The sequence below is a fragment of the Thioalkalivibrio sp. ALJ1 genome (assembly GCF_000745395.1).
In the GTDB taxonomy this organism is placed as follows: Bacteria; Pseudomonadota; Gammaproteobacteria; order Ectothiorhodospirales; family Ectothiorhodospiraceae; genus Thioalkalivibrio.
The window spans coordinates 1,430,015-1,452,694 of sequence record NZ_KN050684.1; the positions used below are offsets into that span (position 1 = coordinate 1,430,015).

The following is a 22,680-nucleotide window of genomic DNA, read 5'->3' on the forward strand; positions in this document are numbered from 1 at the left end:
CTCTGCTATCGTATCCACCCCTTCAGGAGGCCCCGCCCCACCATGAAATCGTCCGCCCGTTTGCCTTTTCTGCCGCTCGTGATCACGTGCCTGCTGGCCTTTCTGATGCTGGGGTCGGCACAGGCGGAGCGTTTGCCCGTGGCCGGTTCCGGGCCGACGACTCCTAGCGGGATTCCAAGTCCGCCTTCGGATGTGACGGCGGCCAGTTATGCGCTGATGGATTTCGATTCCGGCCTGATGCTGGCCACCCGTGATCCAGAGGTGGAGCGCGAGCCGGCCAGCCTGACCAAACTGATGACCGCTTACGTAGTGTTTGGAGAGATCACGGAGGGTCGGATGGCGCTGGACGACATCGTGACGGTGAGCGAACGGGCCTGGCGTACCGGCATGCGTGGGGCGTCGCGCATGTTTATCGAGGTGGGTGAGGAGGTCGAGGTAGAGGACCTTTTGCGCGGGATGATTGTTCAGTCCGGTAATGATGCCTCCACCGCTCTGGCCGAGCATGTTGCTGGATCCGAAGGCGCCTTCGTCGACATGATGAATGCCCAGGCACGCGAGCTGGGCATGCGCAAATCCTACTTTGCCAACCCTCATGGCTTGCCGTCGGATGAGTCGCAGCACACCACCGCGCAGGATATGGCCCTCCTCGCCCGCGCCCTGATCCGGGACTACCCGGACCTCTATGGCTATTACAGCGAGCGCTCCTTCGAGTACAACGACATCTCGCAAAGCAATCGCAATATGCTGCTCTGGCGCGATGCCGGGTTTGACGGCCTGAAGACCGGCTGGACCTCGGGCGCCGGTTACAACCTCGTCTCGTCGGCCAAGCGGAATGACCGCCGCCTGGTTGCGGTGGTCATGGGGATTGAGGCGTCCGATCATCAGCAGGGCGGGACGCGGCGCGCAAATGAATCCCAGGCGCTGGTGAATTGGGGGATGCGCTTCACCGCGACGCGCAAGCTGTTCGACGGAGGTAACGCGCTCGGCACGCCGCGGGTTTATCGTGGTGCGGATACTGAAGTCGCCGTGGGCCTTGCCGAAGATTTTTGGGTGATGGTGCCGCCTGGCCGCGAAGAGAATCTGGACGCCTCGATGGAGGTGCACCAGCCTCTGGAAGCGCCGCTGGCCGTGGGTGATCCCGTTGGCGAGGTCGTGGTGCGTCTGAATGGCGAGGTTCTTAGCACCCAGCCCCTGGTGGCGTTGCAGGCGGTCGAGTCAGGTGGGATCTTCCGTCGCCTGTGGGACGGCGCTGCATTGTCGATTCAGGCAGTCTGGCCTTTCTGAGCCTCGGGTTTGCGCGTGAGCATTGCCTACTTCAACGGCGCCTACCTGCCACTGGAAGAGGTGCGGATCTCGCCCTTGGATCGTGGGTTCCTGTTCGGGGATTCGGTCTACGAGGTGATCCCCAGCTACGCGGGCGAGTTCTTTCTCCTGACCGAACACCTGGAGCGCCTGCAGCGGTCCCTCGCTGCCGTCCGGATTCGCAATCCCTATGACGCCGGAGCGTGGTCCGCGCTGCTCGCGGAACTGCTGGCCTGCAACGCCGACCCTGCGACCCCGGATCTGGGGGTCTATCTGCAGGTGACCCGGGGCGTGGCCCCGCGCGATCACGCCTTCCCGGCGAACGCACAACCCACGATCCTGGCCATGGTCAGTCCGATTCGCCCCCTGCCGGACCGCATTCGTACGGAAGGGGTGGCCGCGATTACCGGAGAGGACCGCCGCTGGGGACATTGCGACATCAAGGCCACCACGCTGCTGGCCAATGTCCTGGCGCGTCAGAGCGCGACCGAGCAAGGGGCCGCGGAGGCCATCCTGCTGCGCGACGGCCAGTTAACCGAGGGTGCCGCGAGTAACGTGCTGCTGGTTCTTGACGGACAGCTTGTCACGCCACCGTTGGAGCCTTCCGTGCTGCCGGGAGTGACCCGTTCGCGGGTCCTCGATCTGGCGCGCGAACTGGGTTATCCAGTCGCGGAACGCCCGGTCAGCGAAAATGAGCTGGCCCAGGCCGCGGAGATCTGGCTCACTAGCTCCACTCGCGAGATTCTGCCGGTTACTCGCCTGGATGAACGGGCCGTGGGTGGCGGGCGTCCCGGTCCGGTCTGGCAGGCGGTGCATACGGCCTATCAGAATGCCAAGCCGGGTGCCCCAGCGAGCGAGCCAATGCAGTCAGGAGGTGCCGTATGAGCGACCGCGAAACCCTGATCGAGTTTCCCTGCCGATTCCCGGTGAAGGTGATGGGGGATGCTCATCCCGAGCTAATGGAGGCGGTCGAAGGGTGTGTCGCCGAACATCTGGATCCCGATGACGCGGTGATCGAGCAGCGTGCCTCACGCGCGGGACGCTATGTCGGTATCACCATCACTTTTACCGCCACCAGCCAGGACCAGTTGGACGCCTTTTACCGCTCGCTGGGCCGCTGCGATCGAGTGCGCATGATCCTGTGACCGACGCGCTCGTGCCTGGTCCGGAGGTCCGCCTGCTGGGCGCGCAGCCCTACGTCCCGGTCTGGCAGGCGATGCAACTCCAGGCGCGGGAGCGCGATGCAGCCCGGCCGGATGCGTTCTGGTGCGTCGAGCATCCCCCCGTCTTCACCCAGGGCCGCAATGGCCGACCCGAGCATCTTCTGGGTCCCGGCGCGACGCCGGTGGTGGCGATTGATCGCGGGGGGCAGGTGACCTGGCATGGCCCCGGACAACTGGTCGTCTACACGCTGGTGGATCTGCCGCGCCTGGGGATCGGGGTTCGACGCCTGGTCGCGAGCCTGGAGCAGGCGGTCATCGATACGCTCGCGCAATGGGGAATTCATGCGCAACGTCGGGACAAGGCGCCAGGGGTGTACGTCGATGGGGCCAAGGTTGCGGCGCTGGGCCTGCGTATCCGGCATGGGCGCAGCATCCATGGGCTGGCGCTGAACATTGCCCCGGACCTGGCCCCGTTTCAGCGTATGAATCCCTGTGGCTATCCTGGGCTCGCCGCGACCTCCATGCAGCAGCTGCTCGGTCCGCTGGACGCCGCCTGCGTCCGCGAGCAGTTGCTCGCACATCTCACCGCGCAGCTGTTTCCTGCCGAGGTTACGAGCATCCGGCATGAGCCAGCGTTGCCGCCCGAGTTGGTCCGCGTTCTCGCGCTGGGGCGTTGCCCTTCGCCGTGAGGCTGTCCACTGGTTTGACCTCGGGTGTTTGCGGTGGCTTCGCCCAGCCGCCTGCCATGTTGTGGCTGGTCCTAGATTGGGCTCCGTGTTTACCGTGCTTTCGGTCCGCATACTGCCGAGCGCTGACTCGCCAGCGCACCCCGAGGTCCTTTCTTGCTTGCCCAAGAAAGGACCCAAAGAAGGGCACCCGGATTTCGCCCGGGAACCTCGCTCCGGACGTGCTGGGCCGGCGGCGCTGAACTCGCTACGCCTTTGGCTCCGCTCAGACATCCAGCGCCTTCTCCCGGCCCATCACGCCCTCCACGAGGGGCTCCATACGGGAGGGGAAGGTCAAAACAGAAGGTATTTCAGCCCCACGACACCACAACGCGCACTACCGCCTGAAAGCCCCCGGCGCCCGCCTCGCGGGCGCGGCACGCAACGGCCAAAGGCCGCGCGTGCCCAGATGTTGGAAGGCCCAGCCTCCATCCACTGGCAAGACCGTCGGTACGGCCGTTGTCTTGACCTTGACCCCCCCGTTTTCGTCGCGCCGAGTGGAGAGGGTTTTCGCGGGATCAGAGGCGCTGGATGTCTGAGCGGAGCCGAAGGCGTAGCGAGTTCAGCGCCGCCCGCGAAAACCCTCGGAGCGAGGGAAACCCCGGCCCGCAAAGCGGGCCGGGGTCGCGGCAGTCGGGCGTGTTTCTTGGTGACTTCTTTGCACGAGCAAAGAAGTCACTCGGGGCGCGCTGGCGAGTCAGCGCTCGGCGGTACGTGGACCGGAGCCACCGAAAACACCGGAGGACGAACCAGGACCAGCCACATCATGGCAGGCGGCTGGACGAAGCCATCGCAATCACCGGGGCTCGAAGCGCCAGCGCCAGCCTCGGGGCGCGGGATGGTGGCCCAGAGACTGGGAACGGCAGGGTGGGTCAAGCGGTTTCGAGGCCTTGGGCCTGGAGGTCGGCGTGGTAGGACGAGCGGACCATCGGACCGCTGGCCACCTGCTTGAAACCCATCTCGCGGGCGCGCTCGCCCAGTTCGTCGAACTCCTCGGGCGAGAGGAAGCGTGTGACCGGCAGGTGGTGGCGCGACGGCTGCAGATACTGTCCCAGGGTCAGCATGTCGCAGCCGTGATCGCGCAGGTCCTGCAAAACCTCCAGCAGCTCGTCACGAGTTTCGCCCAGACCCAACATCAGGCCGGACTTGGTCGGGACGCCAGGGTGCTGTTCCTGGAATTTCCTGAGGAGCTCCAGCGACCAGGCATAGTCCGCGCCGGGCCGGGCCTCGCGATACAGGCGCGGCACGGTCTCGAGGTTGTGGTTGAAGACGTCCGGCGGGGCCTGATGCATGATGTCCAGGGCACGGTCCATGCGTCCGCGGAAGTCCGGCACCAGGATCTCGATCTTGGTGTTCGGATTCAGGGCGCGGACCTCGCGGATGCAGTCGGCGAAGTGTCCGGCGCCACCATCACGCAGATCGTCGCGGTCCACCGAGGTAATCACCACGTACTTCAGGCCCAGGGCCTGGATGGTCTCGGCCAGATGGCGTGGTTCGTCGGCGTCCAGTGCCTCCGGGCGGCCGTGTGCGACGTCGCAGAACGGGCAGCGGCGGGTGCAGATGTCGCCCATGATCATGAACGTGGCGGTGCCGTGGGCGAAGCATTCTCCCAGGTTCGGGCAGCTCGCCTCTTCACAGACGGTGTGCAGCTTTTGCTCGCGCAGAATGCCCTTGATGCGTTGCACCTCGGGACGCGCCTGGCTCTGGGCGCGAATCCACTTGGGCTTGCGCTGTGGCCGTTCCGTGGGATTGATTTTGACCGGGATGCGCGCGACCTTGTCGGCGGCGCGCTGCTTTTCACCAGGCTGTGGGCGGGCTCGAGTGTCCATGGACCTTCCCTGAATCTCTTGGCGGCCGGAGGGCATCCGGACGCATGGGCGATCGGGCGGAACCGGAGTCAGGCGATCTCGCGGATCAGCGTTTCGACTTCCTGCCGTGCGGCATCGATGGCGGGCAGGTTGCCGTCTTCGTCGACGACAAAGCCAAGGCGCTGCACCGCGTGCAGGTCAGTGAGCGGGATGCGGTCGGCGAGCGGGTCGTCTTCGGCATCCCGCGGACATGCGGCGCGGGCGATTCGCACGATATCGGTCAGGGCGTGGGCCTCGGGGTTCTCCGGGCCGCCAGAATCGCGAATGGCACTTATGATATCGGATGCCAGGTCCCATTGCTGGGCAACCAGTTCGCCGATCAGGCCTTCCAGACGGAACAGTACTCGCTCCACTTCTTCCGGGCTGCGGTCTGGGTGGGCGCGGGCGACTTCGGCAATCACCGGCAGAGCGCCTACACGATGCAGTAAGCCGGCCAGCAGGGCAGTTTGAGGGTCGGCGGCCTCGGATTGGTCGGCCAGGACGCAGCTGATTGCCGCAATGCGGGCTGAACGGCGCCACAGGCGCTCAAGAAGGTCGTGATACGGACTGTCGCTGTGGATGAAGACCTGGTGCATCGCCAGGGCCATGACCAGCTGACGTGTACGTTCCAGCCCGAGCCGCGCCACCGCGTCCTGTAGCCGTGCGACCTCGCGGCGGCTGCCCATGGCGGGACTGTTGGCGACACTCAGCAAACGACCGGCGACACTTGGGTCCTCCTCGATGATGCGGGTGGCCTCACCGATGGAGACGTCCGGTTTCTTCAGGGCCTGCTGCAGATGCAAGGCGACCTCGGGCAGCTGGGGCAGGGCCAGCTCGCCGGAATAGGCGTGGGTGTAGATGCGGCTGAATAATTCGCCCTCGAGGTCGGATAATTCGATTTCGCTGACCTCGACGCTCTCCTGATCGCCATCGTCGACCAGTGTTTCGTAGACCCTGCGGTCCAGCATGGCCAGAGTCGACCGGGATGCCGCGATGGCATGGCTGTGATAGTCGTTGGCCTCGAATAGCGGGCTGAGGGACTCGCTGCTGCCGCCCCGCAACATTACGGAATTGCGGCCACTGGCCAGGATCAGGCGGCCTTCCAGCAGGAAGATCATGCTGCGGAATTCGTCGCGTGCATGCAGCTTGAAGCCCGGGTCCACCGTCAAGGTGCGGGCATGTTGCAGCAGCTTTTCCCGGGCTCGTGCGCTGAGCTCGGCAAGCGGTCGTAGCTGGGTAAGGCGTTCCTCGATCACCGCGACCTCAGACGTTGAACATGGCGCGGAGTTCCGCCAGGTCTTCGGCGCGCTCTTCAAGGAAGGCAATCGGCTCGCCGGGGGCGGGTGGGTTAATGCCCAGCACCTCGAATGCAGCGACCTCGGAAGCGTCAGGGACGGTATCGCCCTCGGCGCAGCGGGTGGCCCATTCGGCGACCAGTGTGATGCTGGTGTAGTCCGGTTGATCCGTGCGGTAGCTCCAATCTCCAGCGTGCTCGGCGACGGTGACGAGATCCCCGCCGAGATCCCAGTAGTTGATGACCAGCACGCCCGCGAGGTTGCGCAGGCGTCGCACCAGCGACTGCACGCGTTCGGTGTCGGGGTGATCCTCGCGTAATTCGACGAATTGAATGATGGGCACTGCGCCGATGCCGGCGACCAGGCCGGCCAACAATGCGCGCTCGCGGTCCAGCTGCTTCAGCGAGTCGGCGATAAGGTAGCTGTAGGCCGACTGCAGGGCACCGTATTTCCAGCTAGCCTCCATCGCCTCCCGGGTGCTGGCGTGTCTGGCCTTGAAAGCCTGACGGAGGGCCATGTTCATCGCCAGCATGCGGGTATTGCGAAAGCCCAGTCGGTTGACTGCATCGCGCACCGACTGAATCTGCTTGGCGGCGCGGAACAACGGGCTGTTGGTGGCGTGCAGAAGGGCACCGGCGATGGTGCCGTCGCGCTGGATGACCTCGGTCAGCTTGTCGAGGTCGGCGTCCGGATCGTTAGTCAGCTCCTGGATGCGCAACGCGATCTCCGGCATGGTCGGCAGCTCCAGCCGATTACTGGTGATCAGGTCGTAAAGCTCGCCGAAAAAGGCGCCTTCGGTGTCATCCAGATCGGTGCCGTGCACCACCAGTGAAGCGCTGTGGGCCTTTTCCAGCGCGGCTGTCGGGACCTCTAGTACGTGGCAGGGCTTCTCGGTGATGATGAAGTCCTGCTGACCAATGTTGTGATCGAACATCTGCATCGGGCTGTCCGGATCGGCCGCGTCGAGGGTGATGCGGGACGGATTGCCGCCGCTGACGCGGACCAATTGGCCCTGTACCAGGAACAGATAGCGGTCGTCGACATCCTGCGGGCGCAGGCGTCGGCCCGCGTCCAGTTCCCTGGATTCGCAGGCCTGGGCCAGTTCGTTGCGGGCTTGCTCCGATAGGCTGGAGGTCAGGTCCAGGTCCTTTAGCAGGGCATCAATGCTGGTGCTGTCCATGGGGCGGTTCCCGATCCGTGCTGTGCCAATCCATTCCCCCTTGTTGCGGCGCCGCATGATGCGCAGTGAAGCCTGCTGGCTTGGGGGCGATTATTTGATTGGCGCCAGTGTAGCATCCGATTCGTCCGCGGAAACTGGCGGCGGCGCCTGGCGGCAGGCGAAACCCAGGCGGTCGTCGGTGTCGAGCAGTCCATGGGCCAGTAGGAAGGCACGCGCATCCGCCGCATCCTCGAGGAACCAGGCCTTCGTGCTCCCCAGGCGGAAGCTGTAGCCCCAGGCGTCCATGTCCCGCATCAGGCGTTCGCGGTCCACGTTCGGCAACGCGTCGGCCAGCAGGATCTGCAGGTAACAGACGCCGCATTCCTCGAGGTCATCGCCACCGGCGTTGGTATGCAATTTGGCGCGCCGTCCAGCATCCATGCAGATGACGTGACCGGCCTCGTGCAGGGCTGAGTGGAGTGGGGTGTCCGGGCGTACGTGCACGGTGGTGCCGACGATCCCTGCCTCGGGCTCGCCCCACCAGCTACCGGGCAGCGGGGCCTGTTCCGGGTGCCGTTTCAGCTGCAGACCGTAGCGGTCGAGCAGGGCCGCGAGGGCATCGCCTATGCCCGGGTCGCCGCAGGTCAGGACAGGGGCATTACTCACGGCTTGGGCTCGCTCGGTAGGGCGGTACTGCGCTTGCGCGTGCGGCGCGGGCACTCCTCGGGATGCTCGCGACACCAGGCGTCGACGCGTTCGGTCAGGTCGTCCTGGAAGCAAAGCAGGTAGAAGCGGGCCTGCTCGCGATTGGCGATAGCGGGGCGACCGAGGGTGTCCGCGACCCCCGTGCGCAGTGCCGCGATGATGGCATTGGCCGCCTTTTTCTGTGGCCAGCCGGTGATCTGTTCCCAGGCCTCGGGTGTGAAATACAGCCGCAGCAGGTCCGGTCGGGTGGTCAGCAGCATGCGCGTGACATTGCGCAGGGTGGCCTCGGCCTCGCCCCAGTCGTGGACCAGGCCGCCCTCGATCAGGCGCTCAATCTCCTCGCGGCCCTTGGGTGACAGCATCGGCGCTCGTGGCGAACGCCTTAGGCGTTCGGGGCGTCCTCAGGCGTGAAGGCACGGATGGACAGGGCGTGCACCTCGCCGGAGTCGATCTGGCTGCGCACGGTGGCGTAGACCGTCTGGTGCTTCTTCACCGCGTTCATGCCGGCAAACTGCGGGCTTACGACCAGGGCCTCGAATTTGCCCTCGCCGCCGGTGACCTCGACCTTTTCGGCCTCCGGCAGGCCGGCGCGGATGAGTTTGGCCACTTGATTGGCGTCCATGATGCGTCCCCTGGTTGGTGCGTGTCGGTGATCGGGGCATGATAGCGGGATGGGTTTCCGGACAGAAGTGCCCGCGCCGCGCATGCGTCTCCCCATAAACACCTGCATGGAAAGTCGGGGTAGTTTGGGTTGAACCTGTGCGGCTCGCTAGCATTGAACCAAGTCATTGCGGCCCGCCGGGCCATGGAGGAACACACGATGATCTTTAAGCAACTGTTCGAAGACGAATCGTCCACCTATACCTATCTCTTGAGTTGCCCCGATACCGGGAAGACGGCGCTGATCGATCCGGTCATCGAGACCGTGGAGCGTGATCTGCGCGTACTGCAGGAGATGGGCCTGAGCCTGGACTACGTGGTCGAGACGCACATTCACGCCGACCACATCACCGGTGCGCGGATGCTGCGCGAGAAGACCGGCTGCAAGGTCGGCGGGCCGGCGATGGACGAGCTCCCCTGCCGTGATTTCGGCCTGCGCGAGGGCGAGCCTTTCAAGGTGGGCAACCTGGTGGTCAATCCGCTGTACACCCCGGGGCATACCGATGCCCACCACGCCTATCTGATGGATCACGTGGGACTGAAGATGCTGTTCTCGGGCGATGCGTTGTTGATCGAAGCCTGTGGCCGCACGGACTTCCAGTCGGGAGACGCGAAGACTCTGTACCACTCGATTCATGACAAGTTCTTTACGCTTCCGGACGAGACCCTGGTCTATCCCGCGCACGACTACGAAGAGCGTCAGATCACGACGATCGGTCAGGAGAAGATGCGCAATCCGCGTCTGGGCAAGGGCAAGTCGGAAGACGAGTTCGTAAAGATCATGGACGAAATGGACCTGCCCTATCCCAAGAAGATCGACTGGGCCCTGCCCGGCAACGAGGGCTGCGGCAGCTGCCCGGATAACCTGCCCGAGGACAAGCAACGTCTCTGCGAGACCGATAAGCAGGGCTGATTCCGGCGTGACCCTCGACCCACCCGCAGGGCCGAGGGTTGTGAATGTTCATCCGCCGGGCGGTTTTTCCCGCCCGCCGGACCTCGTACACTCCCGCGATGGCCGACAACACCCCGCTTGATTCCCTGGATGCGCTCGGCCCGCTGGATCGCCTGCGCGCGATCATGGCGCGTCTGCGTGACCCTGACTCTGGCTGCGCCTGGGACCGGGCGCAGACGGCCGGGACCATCGTCCCCTTTACCCTGGAAGAAGCCTACGAGCTGGCCGACGTGATCGCGCGCGACCAGGGCGAGCCGGGGGATGCCCGCGAGCTGCGCGACGAACTGGGTGACTTGTTGTTCCAGGTGGTATTTCAGGCCCGTATTGCCGAGGAGGGGGGACGCTTCGATCTCGACGACGTGGCGCGTGCCATCGTGGACAAGCTTGTTCGCCGGCATCCGCATGTGTTTGCCGACGCCGAACACGGCTCGGACGCGGAGCGCGAGGCCGCCTGGGAGGCGGGGAAGGCCAGTGAACGCGCAGAGCGTGCCCAGACCAGTGCCATGGATGATATTCCGTTGGCCCTGCCGGCACTAGCGCGCGCGGTGAAGAGTCAGCGGCGCGCGGCGCGTCTGGGTTTTGACTGGGACGATCCGGCACCGGTGGTCGACAAGATCGAGGAGGAGTTGGCTGAGGTGCAGGCCGCAGTGGATGACGGAGAGCCCCCGGAACGGGTCGCCGAGGAAGTGGGCGACGTGCTGTTCGCCGTTAGCAACTGGGCGCGCCACCTGGGGGTGGATTCGGAAAGCGCGTTGCGCGCGAGTACACGCAAGTTCGAGGCCCGCTTTCGGGACATGGAGGCCCTGGCGGCCGAGCGCGGGCAGGGATTGGGGGAACTGGACTTTGATGCCCAGGAGGCCCTTTATCAGGAAGCGCGCCGCCGCGAACGTGGTGGGCGAACGGAAAACGAGACCAAGGACCCGAGATGAGCCACGCCGTCGAATTGCCCGATCACTTTCTGCCGGCCCGCATCGAGACGATCGAACAAGTCACCCCGCTGATCAAGGTGTTCACCCTGGCCGCAGATCCGCAGCGGTTTACCAGCAGGGCCGGGCAGTGGCTGGACTTGGTGGTCCCGCAGCCGGAGGGCAAGCCGTTTGTCGGTGGCTATTCGGTGGTTTCGCCACCGCGTGCCGATGGCCGTCTGCAGCTGGCCATCAAGTACGCCGACCATCACCACGCGACCCATTACCTGCACAGCGTCACGCAAGAGGGTGACACCGTGTATATCACCCCAGGTCAAGGCAGCTTCTACTTCGAGCCTGGAATGGCGAAGAACGTGGTGTTGCTGGGGGCCGGCATCGGGGTGACCCCGCTGTTCGGCATCCTGCGCGCGATCCACGCCGATATGCCCGAGGTCTATGCGCATCTGGTGTACAGCGTGGCGCACCAGGACGAGGTGCTCTTCCCGCAGGAGCTCGCCGCTATGGCGGAGGCGCCGAATATCGATGTCAGCCTGACCGTAACCCGCGAGGCCGAGGACTGGCTGGGCCACACGGGTCGCATCAGTCACACGCTGCTGGAGTCGCTGGATCTGCCGCGCGATGCGCTGTTCTACTTTTGTGGCTCGCGCGAGTTCATCGAGGACATGGCGGCCCTGCTGGCGGAATGGGGCATTCCCGAGGCCCAGCTGAAGTACGAGAAGTGGTGGTAACGCGCCAGGCGCCGCCCTGGATTCGTCATTGCGAGGAGCATCGCGACGAAGCAATCGGCATCCGCAAGCCACCGCATCCCAGTGCTCTGCCAGCTTTGGGAGATTGCTCGCTCCGCTCGCCCTTCGGGCCGGCCCGTGGCCGTTCAACGCAGCTTCGCTGCTTTTGTGCTTCGTCGCCTGCGGCGACTCGCAATGACGGAGCGGCCTACGGGCGGCGGTTGTCGCTCGGGCGCAGGGCGTTTTCCGGTGCCAGGATGGTCGGCTGGCCGTCCAGGGCCGGATCGGTGTCCGGGTAGTCGCGGATGTAGTGCAGCCCGCGGCTTTCCTTCCGCGACAGGGCGCTCTTCACGATGATCTCGGCGACCATGGCCAGGTTGCGCAGCTCCAGCAGGTCCGGCGAGATGCGGAAGTGGCTGTAATACTCGTGGATCTCTTCCTGCAGGATACGGATGCGGCGCTCGGCGCGATGCAGGCGTTCTCGGGCGCGCACGATGCCGACGTAGTCCCACATTAGCCGGCGCAGCTCGTCCCAGTCGTGGGCGACCACCACCTCTTCCTGTGACTCGGTTACCCGGGATTCGTCCCAGGCCGGCGGGACCGGCAGCTTTTCGGGGGTGGGCAGGTCGGTCTGCGACAGGATGTGATCGGCGGCCGCACGCGCGTACACCAGGCACTCCAGCAAAGAGTTGCTGGCCATGCGATTGGCGCCGTGCAGGCCCGTGTAGGAGACCTCGCCAGCGGCATACAGTCCGGGCAGGTCGGTCTGGCCATAGTGATTCACCATCACGCCACCGCAGGTGTAGTGCGCGGCTGGGACCACGGGCAGCGGTTCTCGGGTCATGTCGAAGCCGTATTCCAGGCAGCGTTCGTGAATCGTGGGGAAGTGCTCGCGGATGAACTCGGCCGGTTGGTGGCTGATATCGAGATTCACGTGATCGATGCCCAGGCGCTTCATTTCGTGGTCGACCGCGCGTGCCACGATGTCGCGCGGGGCCAGCTCGGCACGCTCATCGAAACGCGGCATGAAGCGCTCGCCGCTCGGCAACACCAGGACCCCGCCTTCGCCGCGCACCGCCTCGGAGATCAGGAACGACTTGGCCCGGGGGTGGAACAGGCAGGTTGGGTGGAACTGCATAAACTCCATGTTCGCGATTCGGCAGCCGGCGCGCCAGGCCATCGCGATCCCATCACCGGTGGAGCCGTCCGGGTTGGAGCTGTACAGATAGACCTTGCTGGCGCCACCGGTTGCGAGGATCACGGTGGGGGCGAGGAAGGTCTCCACCTCGCGGGTCTTGCCATCCTGCACGTAGGCGCCGACGACCCGGCGGTGGCCGTCGATCACCTGGGTGATTAGGTCCACCGCCACGTGGCGTTCGAAGACTTCGATGCTCACCTGGCCGGAGGCGTTGCGCACCAGGGCCTCTTCGATTGCACGCCCGGTAGCATCCGCCGCATGCGCTACGCGCCGGGCGCTGTGGCCGCCCTCGCGGGTCAGGTGCAGCCGGCTGCGCCCCTCCAGGGGCTCGCGGGTGAAGGGGACCCCGAGATTCAGCAGCCAGTGGATGGCCTCAGGGCCTGCCGCCACGGCGCGGCGTACCGCGTCCGGGTCACACAGGCCGGCGCCGGCGTCCAGGGTGTCCTGGATGTGGGCATCAAAGGAGTCGGTGCGGTCCAGGACCGCGGAGATCCCGCCCTGAGCATAGCGGGTGGAGCCCTCATCGACCGGCCCCTTGCTGATTACAGTGACACGCCGGTGCGGCGCCAGGTGCAGGGCTGCGGAAAGTCCCGCCGCGCCGCTTCCGATCACGAGGACGTCCGACAGGCGCGGTTGTTGTACTGTCCCCATGGGTCAGGTAACGTGCTGCGCTTGTTGCCAGAGCAAATTGTGGCCCTTGCGCAACAGTGTTGTGCGCAAAGCGAACTTAATGCGAGTCAGGCGGTCCATGCACCATAGATTACCGGAGACCGGTGTGCTGGCGGGAGTCCCCGCATGAGCGAGAAGGCTTCCGACGAGGCCCTGGTCAAGCGAGTTCAGAAAGGCGACAAGGCGGCGTTCGACATTCTGGTGCTGAAATACCAGCACAAGATCGTCAACTTGGTCGGGCGGTATGTCCACGACCATGCGGCGGCCCTGGACGTGTCCCAGGAGGCTTTTATCAAGGCCTACCGGGGGCTGGCGAACTTTCGCGGCGAGAGCGCGTTCTATACGTGGCTTTACCGCATCGCCATCAACACGGCCAAGAACCATCTTGTCTCCCAGGGACGGCGGCGGCCCGAGGCCGAGGTCGATGCGCAGGATGCGGAACAGATGGGCGGTGACTCCGCCCTGAAGGACAGTGCAACCCCGGAGGGGGAGCTGTTGTCCGAAGAGATTGAAGGGGCGGTGCGTCGCACCATCGAGGAATTGCCCGACGACCTTCGGATGGCCATCACATTGCGCGAGATCGAAGGACTGAGTTACGAGGAAATCGCGCAGACGATGGGATGTCCGATCGGTACGGTCCGGTCGCGCATCTTCCGGGCCCGCGAGGCCATCGATCGGACCTTGCGTCCGTTGTTAGACGACAACTGAACGAGTAGCGCCATGAAAGAACAAGTCTCCAAGAACGAACGTCTGTCGGCCCTGGTGGACGGAGAAACGGATGACTTCGAGACGCGTCGCCTGATGGATGAACTGGCCAAGTCCGAGGAGGACCGGGCCCAGTGGGAACGCTATCACCTGATCGGCGACAGTTTGCGCGGCGGGTTGCGTCGCACAGCCCCCGAGAATTTCATGGACGGCATTCATGCCGCCCTGGCCAACGAGTCCCCGCTGGCCGTCGCGGACAAGCCGGCCCAGCCCCGCTGGTTGAAGCCGGTGGCGGGTACCGGCGTAGCCGCTGCCGTGGCCATGGTCACTCTGGTCGGCATGCAGATGGTCGGTCCCGAGTCGGGTTCGCCCGAGGCGACCCCGGTGGCGAGCGAGACCAGCGCCCCGGCACAGATTGCCGACGGCGTGCAGCGCGCCAGCACGGGTGAGGCGCCCGCCGTCGAGCGCGAGTCGCTGGACCCGCGCTTTGCCCGCTATCTCGAGAACCATGCGGAACTGACCGGACCGGGCTCCACCGCCCTGGGCCGGGTCCGCTACACGGTTGGTGACGAGTAACGCGTGATGCGCCGCGGCCTGCCGCTCTTCCTGATTGCCGCTGCGCTTAGCTGTCTTCCGCCGTCGCTACTGGCTGGAGATTCGTCTCCAGCCGAGTGGCTGGAGAGGATGACCAGCAGCCTGCATGCCCAGAGCTATAAGGGCACCTTTGTGCTCCAGCGTGACGACCGGCTGGACACCATCCGGGTTGTGCATGCCGCCGAAAACGGGGGCTATCGCGAACGCCTCGAGACGTTGACCGGACCCGCCCGCGAAATCCTGCGCTCGGTGGATCGTGTGAGCGCCCAGAAGGGTGCCCGGGCCCCGGCGGGCGAGAGCTCGTCCGGTGCTCCGCACTGGCCGGCGGGCGCGCCGGTCTTCCTGTTGGAAGGTCATGACCACTACGCCCTGAAAGACATGGGTCTGGATCGCGTGGCCGGGCTCGATTGCCGCATGATCCTGGCTCGCGCCCGCGACACCCTGCGCTACAGTCATCGCTACTGCCTTGATGTGTCCACGGCTCTGCCGCTTCTGAGCGAGCTGTACGATGGCCATGGGAAGCTGCTGGAGCGTCTGGCCTTCACCGATCTCCAGCGTCTTGACACCGTTTCGGAGTCTGATCTGCAAGCCACCCGCGAGGATGCCGAGCGCGTGGAAGTGCGTGCTGATCACGGGCACAAGAAGCCGGACTGGGACGAACGCACCGGCGTAGACGGCTGGTTGTTCGAGGGGCTTCCGGATGGCTTCACCGCCATCGCGGCGACCGATCGCCGCGTGGGCGATGATGAGTCTTCCCTGCGCCATTTCGTGCTGAGCGACGGTCTGGCCTCGGTGTCGGTCTACATTGAAAAGACCAGCGGTGAGCAGATGTTCGAAGGTACAACCCGGGCGGGTGCCACTCATGGGGCGGCACGTTCGATCGCTGGCCACCAAGTGACGGCGGTGGGGGACGTACCCCATGACACGGTGCAGGCCGTGCTCGATGCCGCGGTCTATCACGCCGGCGATTGACTGCCGTGTCTTACCCGAAGCGAATGCCATGAGCGAATGGATCCGCGAGCAGGGGACGGTTCTGTCGGTCACCGGCTACGAGGCGCGGGTACGCATTGAACGCCAGTCCACCTGCGGTAGCTGTTCGGCCCGCAGCGGCTGTGGCAGCGGGGTGTTGTCCGAGGTGCTTGGCCGCAAGGCTGTAGAGGTGTCCATCGGTCATCCCGGGACGCTAAAGCCTGGGGATACCGTGACCCTGGGGATTCGCGACCAGGCGCTCGTCTCGGGCGCGCTGGCCATGTACCTGTTGCCGCTGGCGGGGTTGGTGGCAGCGCCCGCGTTGTTAATGCTGATGGCGCCGGGGCTGAGCGAAGGTTTCCATCTGCTCGCCGGGGCCCTGGGCTTTGCCCTGGGATTGTTGGGCGTGCGCACCTGGTTACGCCGCCGTGCCCCGGATCTGGCCCCGGTATTGTTGGAACGCCACCCCCAGTCCGGGGCCCATCGTCCCGCTGGATCCATGCTCACGCCCCGTCCCTGACTCTATTGCATCTGCCCACGGGAACTTGTGGGTGGCTGCGGCTTTCTAGAGCGATGAATCGACGACTTCCCAATGTGGGTTAGATAATGATGAAACCGATGCAGTGGGCCTTGGTGGCCCTGACCTTCCTGGCCCTTTCCCTGCCGGCCTCGGCACGCATGTTGCCGGATTTCGTACCGCTGGCGGAGGAACACAGCCCAGCGGTGGTGAACATCGCGACCACCCGCGAGCGCGAGAATCCGCATCGTAGTCAGATGCCGGACTTCGAGGGCTCCCCCTTCGAAGACCTGTTCGAACGCTTCTTTGGGGGTCCCGGCGGCGAAGGTCGCGGTGCACCGGAGAGCTTCGAGCGCAACTCCCTGGGCTCCGGTTTCATTTACACCGAGGACGGCTACATCATCACCGCGAACCACGTGGTGGAGGGTGCCACGGAGGTGGTGGTGCATCTGTCGGATCGGCGCGTGTATGACGCCGAAATTGTCGGCAAAGACCCGCAAAGCGATGTCGCGCTCCTCAAGATCGACGCCGAAGACCTCCCGACCCTGAAGCTGGGCTCGTCGTCTGATCTGAAAGTGGGCGAGTGGGTGCTGGCGATCGGTTCGCCGTTCGGATTCGATCACTCGGTCACGGCCGGTATCGTCAGCGCCAAGGGTCGCAACCTGCCGACCGAGAACTATGTCCCGTTCATTCAGACGGACGTCGCCATCAACCCGGGGAACTCCGGTGGGCCCCTGCTGAACATGGATGGAGAGGTCATCGGGGTGAACGCCCAGATTTACAGCCGCACGGGCGGCTTCATGGGGTTGTCCTTCGCCGTGCCGATCGAAATGGTCGAGGACGTGGTCCAGCAGCTGCGTGAGCATGGCGAGGTCACACGTGGCTGGCTGGGCGTCCTGATCCAGGAGGTGACGCGCGAGCTGGCCGACTCCTTCGGCATGGACAAGCCCACCGGGGCCCTGGTCGCGCGCGTTCAGGCGGACAGCCCGGCCAAGAAGGCCGGGTTCGAGACCGGGGACGTGATCCTTTCGTTCAACGGGATCGAGGTCCCCAATTCCTCCGCGCTACCGCCGATTGTTGGGCGCACGCCGGTGGGTACCGAGGCCGAGGTCGAGGTGCGTCGGGGTGACGAGACCATCACGATCAACGTCGAGATCGAGCGCCTGCCAGAGGACATCTCCGCCGAGCGCGGTGGGCAGCGTCCGAGCGAGCCGGAGCCCACCCAGCCGCAGAGCTTGCTGGGCATGGTCCTGGAGCCGCTGGATGCGGCTCAGGCCGAGGAGCTGGATGTCGACAGCGGACTCGTCGTGCGAGAGGTCACCGATAATCCGGCGCGTTCGGCAGGGGTGCGCTCCGGCGACGTGATCGTCCAATTCGGCGGCGACGCGGTGGATTCGGTAGAAACCCTGGAGCGACTGATTGAAGAGGTTGGGGATCGCCGCACGGTGCCGGTGCTGGTCTACCGCGGCGGCAACCCGACTTACATCGCCTTGCGCGTGCCTCGGGATTGAGCCGATTTCGGACGGGCCTCGCCCGGGTCGACAGCGCCCGGTGCGAAGGCTCGCGGCGGCGGCCACTGCGTATGGGCCTGCCTGGGCCGACTCACAGGCATCCGCATGACTGAACTGACGCTCTACCATCGGGAGAGCTGTGGTCTCTGCCACGACATGCTAGCGGAGATCATGGCGCTCAAAAGCCGTTATACTTTCGCGCTTACGGTCGTCGATATCGATGAGGACCCGGAGCTGCAGGCGCGTTTTAACGTCAAGGTCCCGGTGCTTGCGGTCGACGGCGACATTCTCTGCTGCCATTTCCTCGACCGAAAGGCACTGCTGGACCAACTGGCCCCTGCATGACCGAAACCCGCCTCACCCGCAATTTCTCCATCATCGCGCATATCGACCACGGCAAGTCCACGCTGGCGGACCGCCTGATCCAGGGTTGCAACGGCCTGACCGAACGCGAGATGTCGGAGCAGGTGCTGGACTCGATGGACCTGGAACGCGAGCGCGGAATCACCATCAAGGCGCAGAGCGTGTCGCTGTTCTACGACGCCCAGGACGGTGAGCGCTATCAGTTGAATCTCATCGACACCCCAGGGCACGTGGACTTCTCGTACGAGGTCTCGCGCTCGCTGTATGCCTGCGAGGGTGCGCTGCTGGTGGTCGATGCCTCCCAGGGTGTCGAGGCGCAGAGTGTGGCGAACTGCTACACCGCGATCGATCAGGGCCTGGAAGTCGTGCCGGTCCTGAACAAGATTGACCTGCCGGCTGCCGAGCCGGACCGGGTGGCGGCCGAGATCGAGGACGTGATCGGTATTGAGGCGGCGGATGCCCTGCGGGTCTCCGCCAAGACCGGCGAGGGGATGGCCGAACTTCTGGAAGAGATCGTACGCCGGATCCCGCCGCCGGAGGGGGATGCCGAGGCTGCGCCCAAGGCGCTGGTGATCGACTCCTGGTACGACAATTACTTGGGTGTGGTGGCGTTAGTGCGCGTCAAGGCTGGGCGCTTCTATGCCAAGCAGAAGATCAAGGCGATGTCGGTGGGGCGGGCGCACGAGGTGAGCCGGGTCGGGGTGTTTACGCCGAAACCGGTGGATCGCGAGACCCTGGAAGTGGGCGAGGTCGGCTACCTCATTGCCACCATCAAGGATATTTCGGGGGCCAAGGTCGGCGATACCTTTACCGACTTCCATAACCCGGCGAGCGAGGCGGTGCCTGGGTTTCAGGAGGTCCAGCCACGGGTGTTCTCGGGCTTGTTCCCGATTAGTTCGGACGACTTCAATGACCTGCGCGATGCGCTGGACAAGCTGCGCCTGAACGATGCCGCTCTGAGCTTCGAGCCCGAGACCTCCAAGGCTTTGGGCTTTGGGTTTCGCTGCGGCTTCCTGGGTATGTTGCACATGGAGATCGTGCAGGAGCGTCTGGAGCGCGAGTACGGGTTGGAGCTGATCAACACGGCACCCACGGTGGTCTACGAGGTTGAAAGGCTCGATGGCGCGATCGTCACCGTGCACAACCCCTCCGAACTGCCGGCGAACAACGAGATTGCCGAGGTTCGCGAGCCCATCATCGAGGCGAACATCCTGGTTCCGCAGGAGTACGTGGGTGCGGTCATCACCCTGTGCGTGGAGAAACGCGGTGTGCAGACCAAGATGGTGTACCTGGGGCGCCAGGTGCAATTGGTCTACGAGCTGCCGATGTCCGAGGTGATGCTGGATTTCTTTGATCGCCTGAAATCGGCGACCCGTGGGTATGCCTCTTTCGACTATCAGCCGTTGCGTTTCCAGGCCGCGCCGTTGGTGCGCGTGGATGTGCTGATCAATGGGGACCGGGTAGATGCGCTGTCCGCGATCGTCCACCGCGACCACGCGGAGTCCCGTGGGCGCGAGATGATCGAGCGCATGGCCAAGATCATCCCGCGCCAGATGTACGAAGTTGCGATCCAGGCGGCCATCGGTTCCAAGATCATCGCGCGTTCTACCGTCAAGGCGTTGCGCAAGAACGTGCTGGCCAAGTGCTACGGCGGCGACGTGAGCCGCAAGCGCAAGCTGTTGGAGAAGCAGAAGGCCGGCAAGAAGCGCATGAAGTCCATCGGCAAGGTGGACGTGCCGCAGGAGGCCTTTCTTGCGGTACTGTCGGTGGACGACGACAAGTAATCACAATCGAGTCGGCAGGCCACCGGCCTGCCAGACAGGGCCGGTAATACCGGTAACAGAGGACACGGCATGGCGAATCTTGAACTGATCCTGGTGCTGGCAACCGCCGTCACCGGCCTGATCTGGCTGGGCTGGGTGATCCTGCGGCGGCGCCGGAGCCCGGAGCGTCAGCGGGCGATGCCCTGGTTTGTCGATTACTCGCGTTCGTTCTTCCCGGTGCTGCTGATCGTACTGATCCTGCGCTCGTTCGTGGCCGAGCCGTTCCGTATCCCCTCCGGTTCGATGATGCCGACGCTGCTGGTGGGCGATTTCATTATGGTCAGCAAGTTTTCCTACGGGATTCACCTCCCGGTCACGCGCACCAAGATTTTCGATACGGGCGCGCCGGAGCGTGGCGAGGTCGCGGTGTTCAAGTATCCGCGCAACCCGCAAGAGGACTACATCAAGCGGGTGGTCGGTCTTCCGGGTGACACCATCGCGTTCCGCGATCGCGTGCTGTACGTGAATGACGAGCCGCAGCCGGCCGAGCGTGTGGGCACCTTTGAAGGCGAGGGGTCCGGGCAGGTGATGTCGGGTGCCTCGATGTTCGAGGAGACCCTGGATGGGCGCACCTACAACACCCTGATGCGCGAGCAGCAGGCCAGCCTGGACGGCTCCGTGACGGTCCCCGAGGGCCATTACTTTATGGTCGGCGACAATCGCGACAATTCCAACGACAGTCGTTCTTGGGGCTTTGTCGCCGAGGAGCTCCTGGTAGGTCGGGCGCTCTTCATCTGGCTGCATTGGGATTACAATGAAGGTTATCGGGACTTTTCCCGGATCGGACAGGCCATTCGCTAGTCCGTTCTCAAGGGCGTGGCAACAGGGGCGGGACAACGATGCGACATTCCAAACACTCGATGCAGGGCGCTGGCGCGGTCACCATTCTGGCGCTGATCTTTCTGGCGCTGCTGGTGGGGACCTTCGTGATCAAGATGGGTACGCAGTACACCCAGTTTCTGACCGTGCGCTCCATCATGCAGGATGTGGCCACCCAGACCGGCGCCGCCGAGAAGAGCGAGCGAGAGCTGTGGCGCGAGATTAACCGACGGTTTCAGATCAATTCCGTGTACGACGGGATCGACGAAGACAACTTCAGTGTGACCGAGAATGGTGATACCCGCCGTTTGCATCTGGAGTACGAGGTGCGTCGTGAATTCCTCGGGAATGTCGATGTCGTGGCCCGATTTTCGAATACCGAGACCCTTGCTCCCTGATGGGGTCGTTCGGGTTCTCGGCAGCGGGTGCCAGGTTGTTGTGTGAGTCGTGATTTCCGCAGTCTATTGCCGCCCGCCGTGCGCGATGGCGAGGGGATTGGTCAGGCGCTGACCCATCGCAGTGCCGGTGGGCGCAACAACGAGCGCCTGGAGTTCCTGGGCGATGCGGTGTTGGGCCTGGTGATCGCCGATGCCCTGTACGAGCAGTTGCCCGAGGCGCCGGAGGGCGACCTCACCCGTCTGCGCGCCGCGCTGGTCAATCGCGAGTCGCTGGCGGCCCTGGCGCGTGAGACCGGGCTGGAGGGCACGCTGAATCTGGGGCAGGGTGAACGCAAGAGTGGCGGGCAGCGACGCGACTCGATTCTGGCCGATGCGGTGGAGGCCCTGATCGGGGTGACCTACCGCGAGGCCGGCATGCAGGCAGCCCGCGAATTTACCCTGGCCCTGTATGCCGAGCGCTTGCAGGATCTTCCTTCGGCCGAATCGCTGAAGGACCCGAAGACCCGGCTGCAGGAACAGCTTCAGGGGCGCAATGCCGATCTCCCGGTCTATGAAGTGCTGGAGGTCGCCGGTCCCGATCACCAACGTCAATTCACCGTGGCCGTGCATCTGCCTACTCAAGGGTGGGGGCAGCGGGGCCAGGGTTCCAGTCGGCGCCGCGCCGAGCAGGCCGCGGCCGAGGCCGCCCTGAAACGCCTGCAACAGGTACAGGAACAATGAGCGAAACTGAAGGATCCGAGTCCGCCGCCACGCGCTGCGGGCTGGTCGCGCTGATCGGTCGACCCAACGTGGGCAAGACCACGCTGATGAATCGCCTGGTTGGCGAGAAGTTGGCGGCCACAACCCGACGTCCACACACCACCCGCAACCGTATCCTCGGGATCGTGACCGAGGGCTCGGATCAGGTCGTCCTGATGGACACCCCGGGGATCGACACCGAGCGTACCCGGTTGGTCAATCGCGTCCTCAATCGCACGGCCAGCCAGGCGCTGGCGGATGCGGACCTGGTTTGTTTCATTGTCGAGGCCGGTCAGTTTGGCGTTGGGGACGAGCGGATCGAGGAGACCATACGGCAGTCCGGACGTCCGGCGTTGCTGGTAATCAACAAGGTTGACCAGTTCCGCGACAAGGAGGCGATACTGCCGTTCATCGAAGAGCGCATGGCCGCCTTTGATTATGGTGGCGTGGTGCCCCTGTCGGCCAAGACCGGTTCCAACCTGGACGGCCTGATCGCCGAGATCCGCGCGCGCATCCCGGAGGGACCATTTCTGTATGACCCGGAGCAACTCTCGGATCGCCCCGAGCGTTTCCGCGCCGGGGAGATGATCCGTGAGTCCATGCTGGAGCACCTGGGGCAGGAGGTGCCGTACTCGGTGGCGGTGCGCGTGGAGGACTGGGCCGACGAGCCGCGCACCACGCATATCGACGCGGTGATCCTGGTCGAGCGCGATAGCCAGAAGGGGATCGTTATCGGTAAGGGCGGGCAGCGGCTCAAGCGCATTGGGCAGGCCGCCCGCATCCAGCTCGAGGAACTCCTCGGACGCAAGGTGATGCTGCGCTTGACGGTGCGCGTAGAGGCGGACTGGACGCGTAATCCGCGGGCCCTGCGCGAGCTTGGGATCGAAGAGTCCCGTTGAGGCGCGGGTCCCGCGACG

At 64.8% G+C, this 22,680-nt stretch carries 25 protein-coding genes and 1 pseudogene; 18 read left to right on the forward strand and 8 right to left on the reverse strand.

Features of this window, described 5'->3' with window-relative positions; translation table 11 throughout:
- Positions 1-42 precede the first annotated feature (42 nt).
- The 4 genes from F462_RS09075 to lipB are packed head-to-tail and all read left to right on the forward strand — an operon-like array spanning position 43 to position 3,154.
- Positions 43-1,284: a D-alanyl-D-alanine carboxypeptidase family protein gene (locus F462_RS09075; protein ID WP_038053476.1), complete on the forward strand. Its 1,242-nt coding sequence runs from the start codon at positions 43-45 to the stop codon at positions 1,282-1,284.
- A 15-nt stretch (positions 1,285-1,299) separates the two neighbouring features.
- A complete protein-coding gene (locus tag F462_RS09080) occupies positions 1,300-2,187 on the forward strand; it encodes a D-amino acid aminotransferase (RefSeq protein WP_038053479.1) in 888 nt (295 codons plus the stop codon).
- Positions 2,184-2,447, forward strand: coding sequence for a YbeD family protein (locus F462_RS09085; protein WP_038053482.1), 264 nt, complete (start codon positions 2,184-2,186; stop codon positions 2,445-2,447). The genes F462_RS09080 and F462_RS09085 overlap by 4 nt, the downstream gene beginning before the upstream one ends.
- On the forward strand, positions 2,444-3,154 hold the full coding sequence (gene lipB / locus F462_RS09090; RefSeq protein WP_038053486.1) for a lipoyl(octanoyl) transferase LipB: 711 nt from the start codon (positions 2,444-2,446) through the stop codon (positions 3,152-3,154). Before F462_RS09085 ends, lipB begins: the two co-directional genes overlap by 4 nt.
- Before the next feature lie 262 nt (positions 3,155-3,416).
- Here lipB and F462_RS13975 read toward each other — a convergent pair.
- The 7 genes and pseudogenes from F462_RS13975 to F462_RS09120 all read right to left on the reverse strand — a co-directional run bounded on the left by F462_RS13975 (position 3,417) and on the right by F462_RS09120 (position 8,818).
- Positions 3,417-3,626: pseudogene (locus F462_RS13975) on the reverse strand (hypothetical protein).
- 436 nt (positions 3,627-4,062) lie between these two features.
- Positions 4,063-5,019 (reverse strand): lipoyl synthase, encoded by a 957-nt coding sequence (gene lipA / locus F462_RS09095; protein ID WP_038053489.1) that lies wholly within the window; start codon positions 5,017-5,019, stop codon positions 4,063-4,065.
- 68 nt (positions 5,020-5,087) lie between these two features.
- Positions 5,088-6,293, reverse strand: coding sequence for an HDOD domain-containing protein (locus tag F462_RS09100; protein WP_038053491.1), 1,206 nt, complete (start codon positions 6,291-6,293; stop codon positions 5,088-5,090).
- Between the two features lie 7 nt (positions 6,294-6,300).
- Positions 6,301-7,512, reverse strand: a complete 1,212-nt coding sequence (locus F462_RS09105) for an HDOD domain-containing protein (protein WP_038053492.1) — start codon at positions 7,510-7,512, stop codon at positions 6,301-6,303.
- Positions 7,513-7,602: 90 nt separating this feature from the next.
- Complete coding sequence (locus F462_RS09110) at positions 7,603-8,157, reverse strand: hypothetical protein (protein WP_038053495.1); 555 nt, start codon at positions 8,155-8,157, stop codon at positions 7,603-7,605.
- Positions 8,154-8,558 (reverse strand): hypothetical protein, encoded by a 405-nt coding sequence (locus tag F462_RS09115; RefSeq protein ID WP_038053498.1) that lies wholly within the window; start codon positions 8,556-8,558, stop codon positions 8,154-8,156. The genes F462_RS09110 and F462_RS09115 overlap by 4 nt, the downstream gene beginning before the upstream one ends.
- Positions 8,559-8,578: 20 nt before the next feature.
- The gene (locus F462_RS09120) at positions 8,579-8,818 is read right to left on the reverse strand and encodes a BolA family protein (protein WP_038053501.1); all 240 of its coding nucleotides are present in this window, start codon (positions 8,816-8,818) and stop codon (positions 8,579-8,581) included.
- Between the two features lie 198 nt (positions 8,819-9,016).
- Between F462_RS09120 and F462_RS09125 the strand changes: the two genes are divergently transcribed.
- From F462_RS09125 to F462_RS09135, 3 genes are read left to right on the forward strand one after another with little or no spacing between them, the layout of a single operon-like run.
- Positions 9,017-9,769, forward strand: coding sequence for an MBL fold metallo-hydrolase (locus tag F462_RS09125; RefSeq protein WP_038053504.1), 753 nt, complete (start codon positions 9,017-9,019; stop codon positions 9,767-9,769).
- Between the two features lie 44 nt (positions 9,770-9,813).
- A complete protein-coding gene (mazG, locus tag F462_RS09130) occupies positions 9,814-10,737 on the forward strand; it encodes a nucleoside triphosphate pyrophosphohydrolase (protein WP_038053506.1) in 924 nt (307 codons plus the stop codon).
- A complete protein-coding gene (locus F462_RS09135; RefSeq protein ID WP_038053508.1) occupies positions 10,734-11,462 on the forward strand; it encodes a ferredoxin--NADP reductase in 729 nt (242 codons plus the stop codon). Before mazG ends, F462_RS09135 begins: the two co-directional genes overlap by 4 nt.
- Positions 11,463-11,667: 205 nt before the next feature.
- Here the strand turns inward: F462_RS09135 and nadB are convergent, their stop codons facing one another.
- Positions 11,668-13,308, reverse strand: a complete 1,641-nt coding sequence (gene nadB, locus F462_RS09140) for an L-aspartate oxidase (RefSeq protein ID WP_038053511.1) — start codon at positions 13,306-13,308, stop codon at positions 11,668-11,670.
- Positions 13,309-13,452: 144 nt separating this feature from the next.
- On the opposite strand from nadB, the gene rpoE reads away from it, so the two are divergent.
- From rpoE to era, 11 genes are all read left to right on the forward strand, one after another.
- Positions 13,453-14,034, forward strand: coding sequence for an RNA polymerase sigma factor RpoE (gene rpoE, locus F462_RS09145; protein ID WP_018140327.1), 582 nt, complete (start codon positions 13,453-13,455; stop codon positions 14,032-14,034).
- Positions 14,035-14,046: 12 nt separating this feature from the next.
- A complete protein-coding gene (locus F462_RS09150; protein WP_038053514.1) occupies positions 14,047-14,607 on the forward strand; it encodes a sigma-E factor negative regulatory protein in 561 nt (186 codons plus the stop codon).
- Positions 14,608-14,613: 6 nt separating this feature from the next.
- Positions 14,614-15,597 (forward strand): MucB/RseB C-terminal domain-containing protein, encoded by a 984-nt coding sequence (locus F462_RS09155; RefSeq protein WP_081911390.1) that lies wholly within the window; start codon positions 14,614-14,616, stop codon positions 15,595-15,597.
- 28 nt (positions 15,598-15,625) lie between these two features.
- Positions 15,626-16,114 (forward strand): SoxR reducing system RseC family protein, encoded by a 489-nt coding sequence (locus tag F462_RS09160; protein ID WP_038053520.1) that lies wholly within the window; start codon positions 15,626-15,628, stop codon positions 16,112-16,114.
- 98 nt (positions 16,115-16,212) lie between these two features.
- Positions 16,213-17,622: a DegQ family serine endoprotease gene (locus F462_RS09165; protein WP_018140323.1), complete on the forward strand. Its 1,410-nt coding sequence runs from the start codon at positions 16,213-16,215 to the stop codon at positions 17,620-17,622.
- A 105-nt stretch (positions 17,623-17,727) separates the two neighbouring features.
- Entirely contained in the window at positions 17,728-17,967 is a 240-nt protein-coding gene (locus F462_RS09170) for a glutaredoxin family protein (protein ID WP_017940958.1), read from the forward strand.
- Positions 17,964-19,769, forward strand: a complete 1,806-nt coding sequence (gene lepA, locus F462_RS09175) for a translation elongation factor 4 (RefSeq protein ID WP_018140321.1) — start codon at positions 17,964-17,966, stop codon at positions 19,767-19,769. The genes F462_RS09170 and lepA overlap by 4 nt, the downstream gene beginning before the upstream one ends.
- Before the next feature lie 69 nt (positions 19,770-19,838).
- Positions 19,839-20,609: a signal peptidase I gene (gene lepB, locus F462_RS09180; RefSeq protein ID WP_038053523.1), complete on the forward strand. Its 771-nt coding sequence runs from the start codon at positions 19,839-19,841 to the stop codon at positions 20,607-20,609.
- Between the two features lie 59 nt (positions 20,610-20,668).
- The gene (locus F462_RS09185; protein WP_038053527.1) at positions 20,669-21,025 is read left to right on the forward strand and encodes a DUF4845 domain-containing protein; all 357 of its coding nucleotides are present in this window, start codon (positions 20,669-20,671) and stop codon (positions 21,023-21,025) included.
- 42 nt (positions 21,026-21,067) lie between these two features.
- Positions 21,068-21,745 carry a ribonuclease III gene (gene rnc, locus F462_RS09190; protein WP_026181457.1) on the forward strand — a complete coding sequence of 226 codons (678 nt, stop codon included), beginning with the start codon at positions 21,068-21,070 and terminating at the stop codon, positions 21,743-21,745.
- The gene (gene era / locus F462_RS09195; RefSeq protein ID WP_038053532.1) at positions 21,742-22,662 is read left to right on the forward strand and encodes a GTPase Era; all 921 of its coding nucleotides are present in this window, start codon (positions 21,742-21,744) and stop codon (positions 22,660-22,662) included. Before rnc ends, era begins: the two co-directional genes overlap by 4 nt.
- Positions 22,663-22,680: the final 18 nt, after the last annotated feature.

Bases quoted from the DNA above. Each gene is read 5' to 3' on its own strand.
- lipA (WP_038053489.1), bottom strand. From the start codon at position 5,019: ATGGACACTCGAGCCCGCCCACAGCCTGGTGAAAAGCAGCGCGCCGCC.
- F462_RS09105 (WP_038053492.1), bottom strand. From the start codon at position 7,512: ATGGACAGCACCAGCATTGATGCCCTGCTAAAGGACCTGGACCTGACC.
- F462_RS09115 (WP_038053498.1), bottom strand. From the start codon at position 8,558: ATGCTGTCACCCAAGGGCCGCGAGGAGATTGAGCGCCTGATCGAGGGC.
- lepA (WP_018140321.1), top strand. From the start codon at position 17,964: ATGACCGAAACCCGCCTCACCCGCAATTTCTCCATCATCGCGCATATC.
- F462_RS09160 (WP_038053520.1), top strand. From the start codon at position 15,626: ATGAGCGAATGGATCCGCGAGCAGGGGACGGTTCTGTCGGTCACCGGC.
- lepB (WP_038053523.1), top strand. From the start codon at position 19,839: ATGGCGAATCTTGAACTGATCCTGGTGCTGGCAACCGCCGTCACCGGC.
- mazG (WP_038053506.1), top strand. From the start codon at position 9,814: ATGTTCATCCGCCGGGCGGTTTTTCCCGCCCGCCGGACCTCGTACACT.
- F462_RS09155 (WP_081911390.1), top strand. From the start codon at position 14,614: ATGCGCCGCGGCCTGCCGCTCTTCCTGATTGCCGCTGCGCTTAGCTGT.
- F462_RS09085 (WP_038053482.1), top strand. From the start codon at position 2,184: ATGAGCGACCGCGAAACCCTGATCGAGTTTCCCTGCCGATTCCCGGTG.
- F462_RS09170 (WP_017940958.1), top strand. From the start codon at position 17,728: ATGACTGAACTGACGCTCTACCATCGGGAGAGCTGTGGTCTCTGCCAC.
- F462_RS09125 (WP_038053504.1), top strand. From the start codon at position 9,017: ATGATCTTTAAGCAACTGTTCGAAGACGAATCGTCCACCTATACCTAT.
- F462_RS09075 (WP_038053476.1), top strand. From the start codon at position 43: ATGAAATCGTCCGCCCGTTTGCCTTTTCTGCCGCTCGTGATCACGTGC.
- F462_RS09185 (WP_038053527.1), top strand. From the start codon at position 20,669: ATGCAGGGCGCTGGCGCGGTCACCATTCTGGCGCTGATCTTTCTGGCG.
- F462_RS09150 (WP_038053514.1), top strand. From the start codon at position 14,047: ATGAAAGAACAAGTCTCCAAGAACGAACGTCTGTCGGCCCTGGTGGAC.
- nadB (WP_038053511.1), bottom strand. From the start codon at position 13,308: ATGGGGACAGTACAACAACCGCGCCTGTCGGACGTCCTCGTGATCGGA.
- F462_RS09120 (WP_038053501.1), bottom strand. From the start codon at position 8,818: ATGGACGCCAATCAAGTGGCCAAACTCATCCGCGCCGGCCTGCCGGAG.
- F462_RS09165 (WP_018140323.1), top strand. From the start codon at position 16,213: ATGCAGTGGGCCTTGGTGGCCCTGACCTTCCTGGCCCTTTCCCTGCCG.
- F462_RS09135 (WP_038053508.1), top strand. From the start codon at position 10,734: ATGAGCCACGCCGTCGAATTGCCCGATCACTTTCTGCCGGCCCGCATC.
- era (WP_038053532.1), top strand. From the start codon at position 21,742: ATGAGCGAAACTGAAGGATCCGAGTCCGCCGCCACGCGCTGCGGGCTG.
- rpoE (WP_018140327.1), top strand. From the start codon at position 13,453: ATGAGCGAGAAGGCTTCCGACGAGGCCCTGGTCAAGCGAGTTCAGAAA.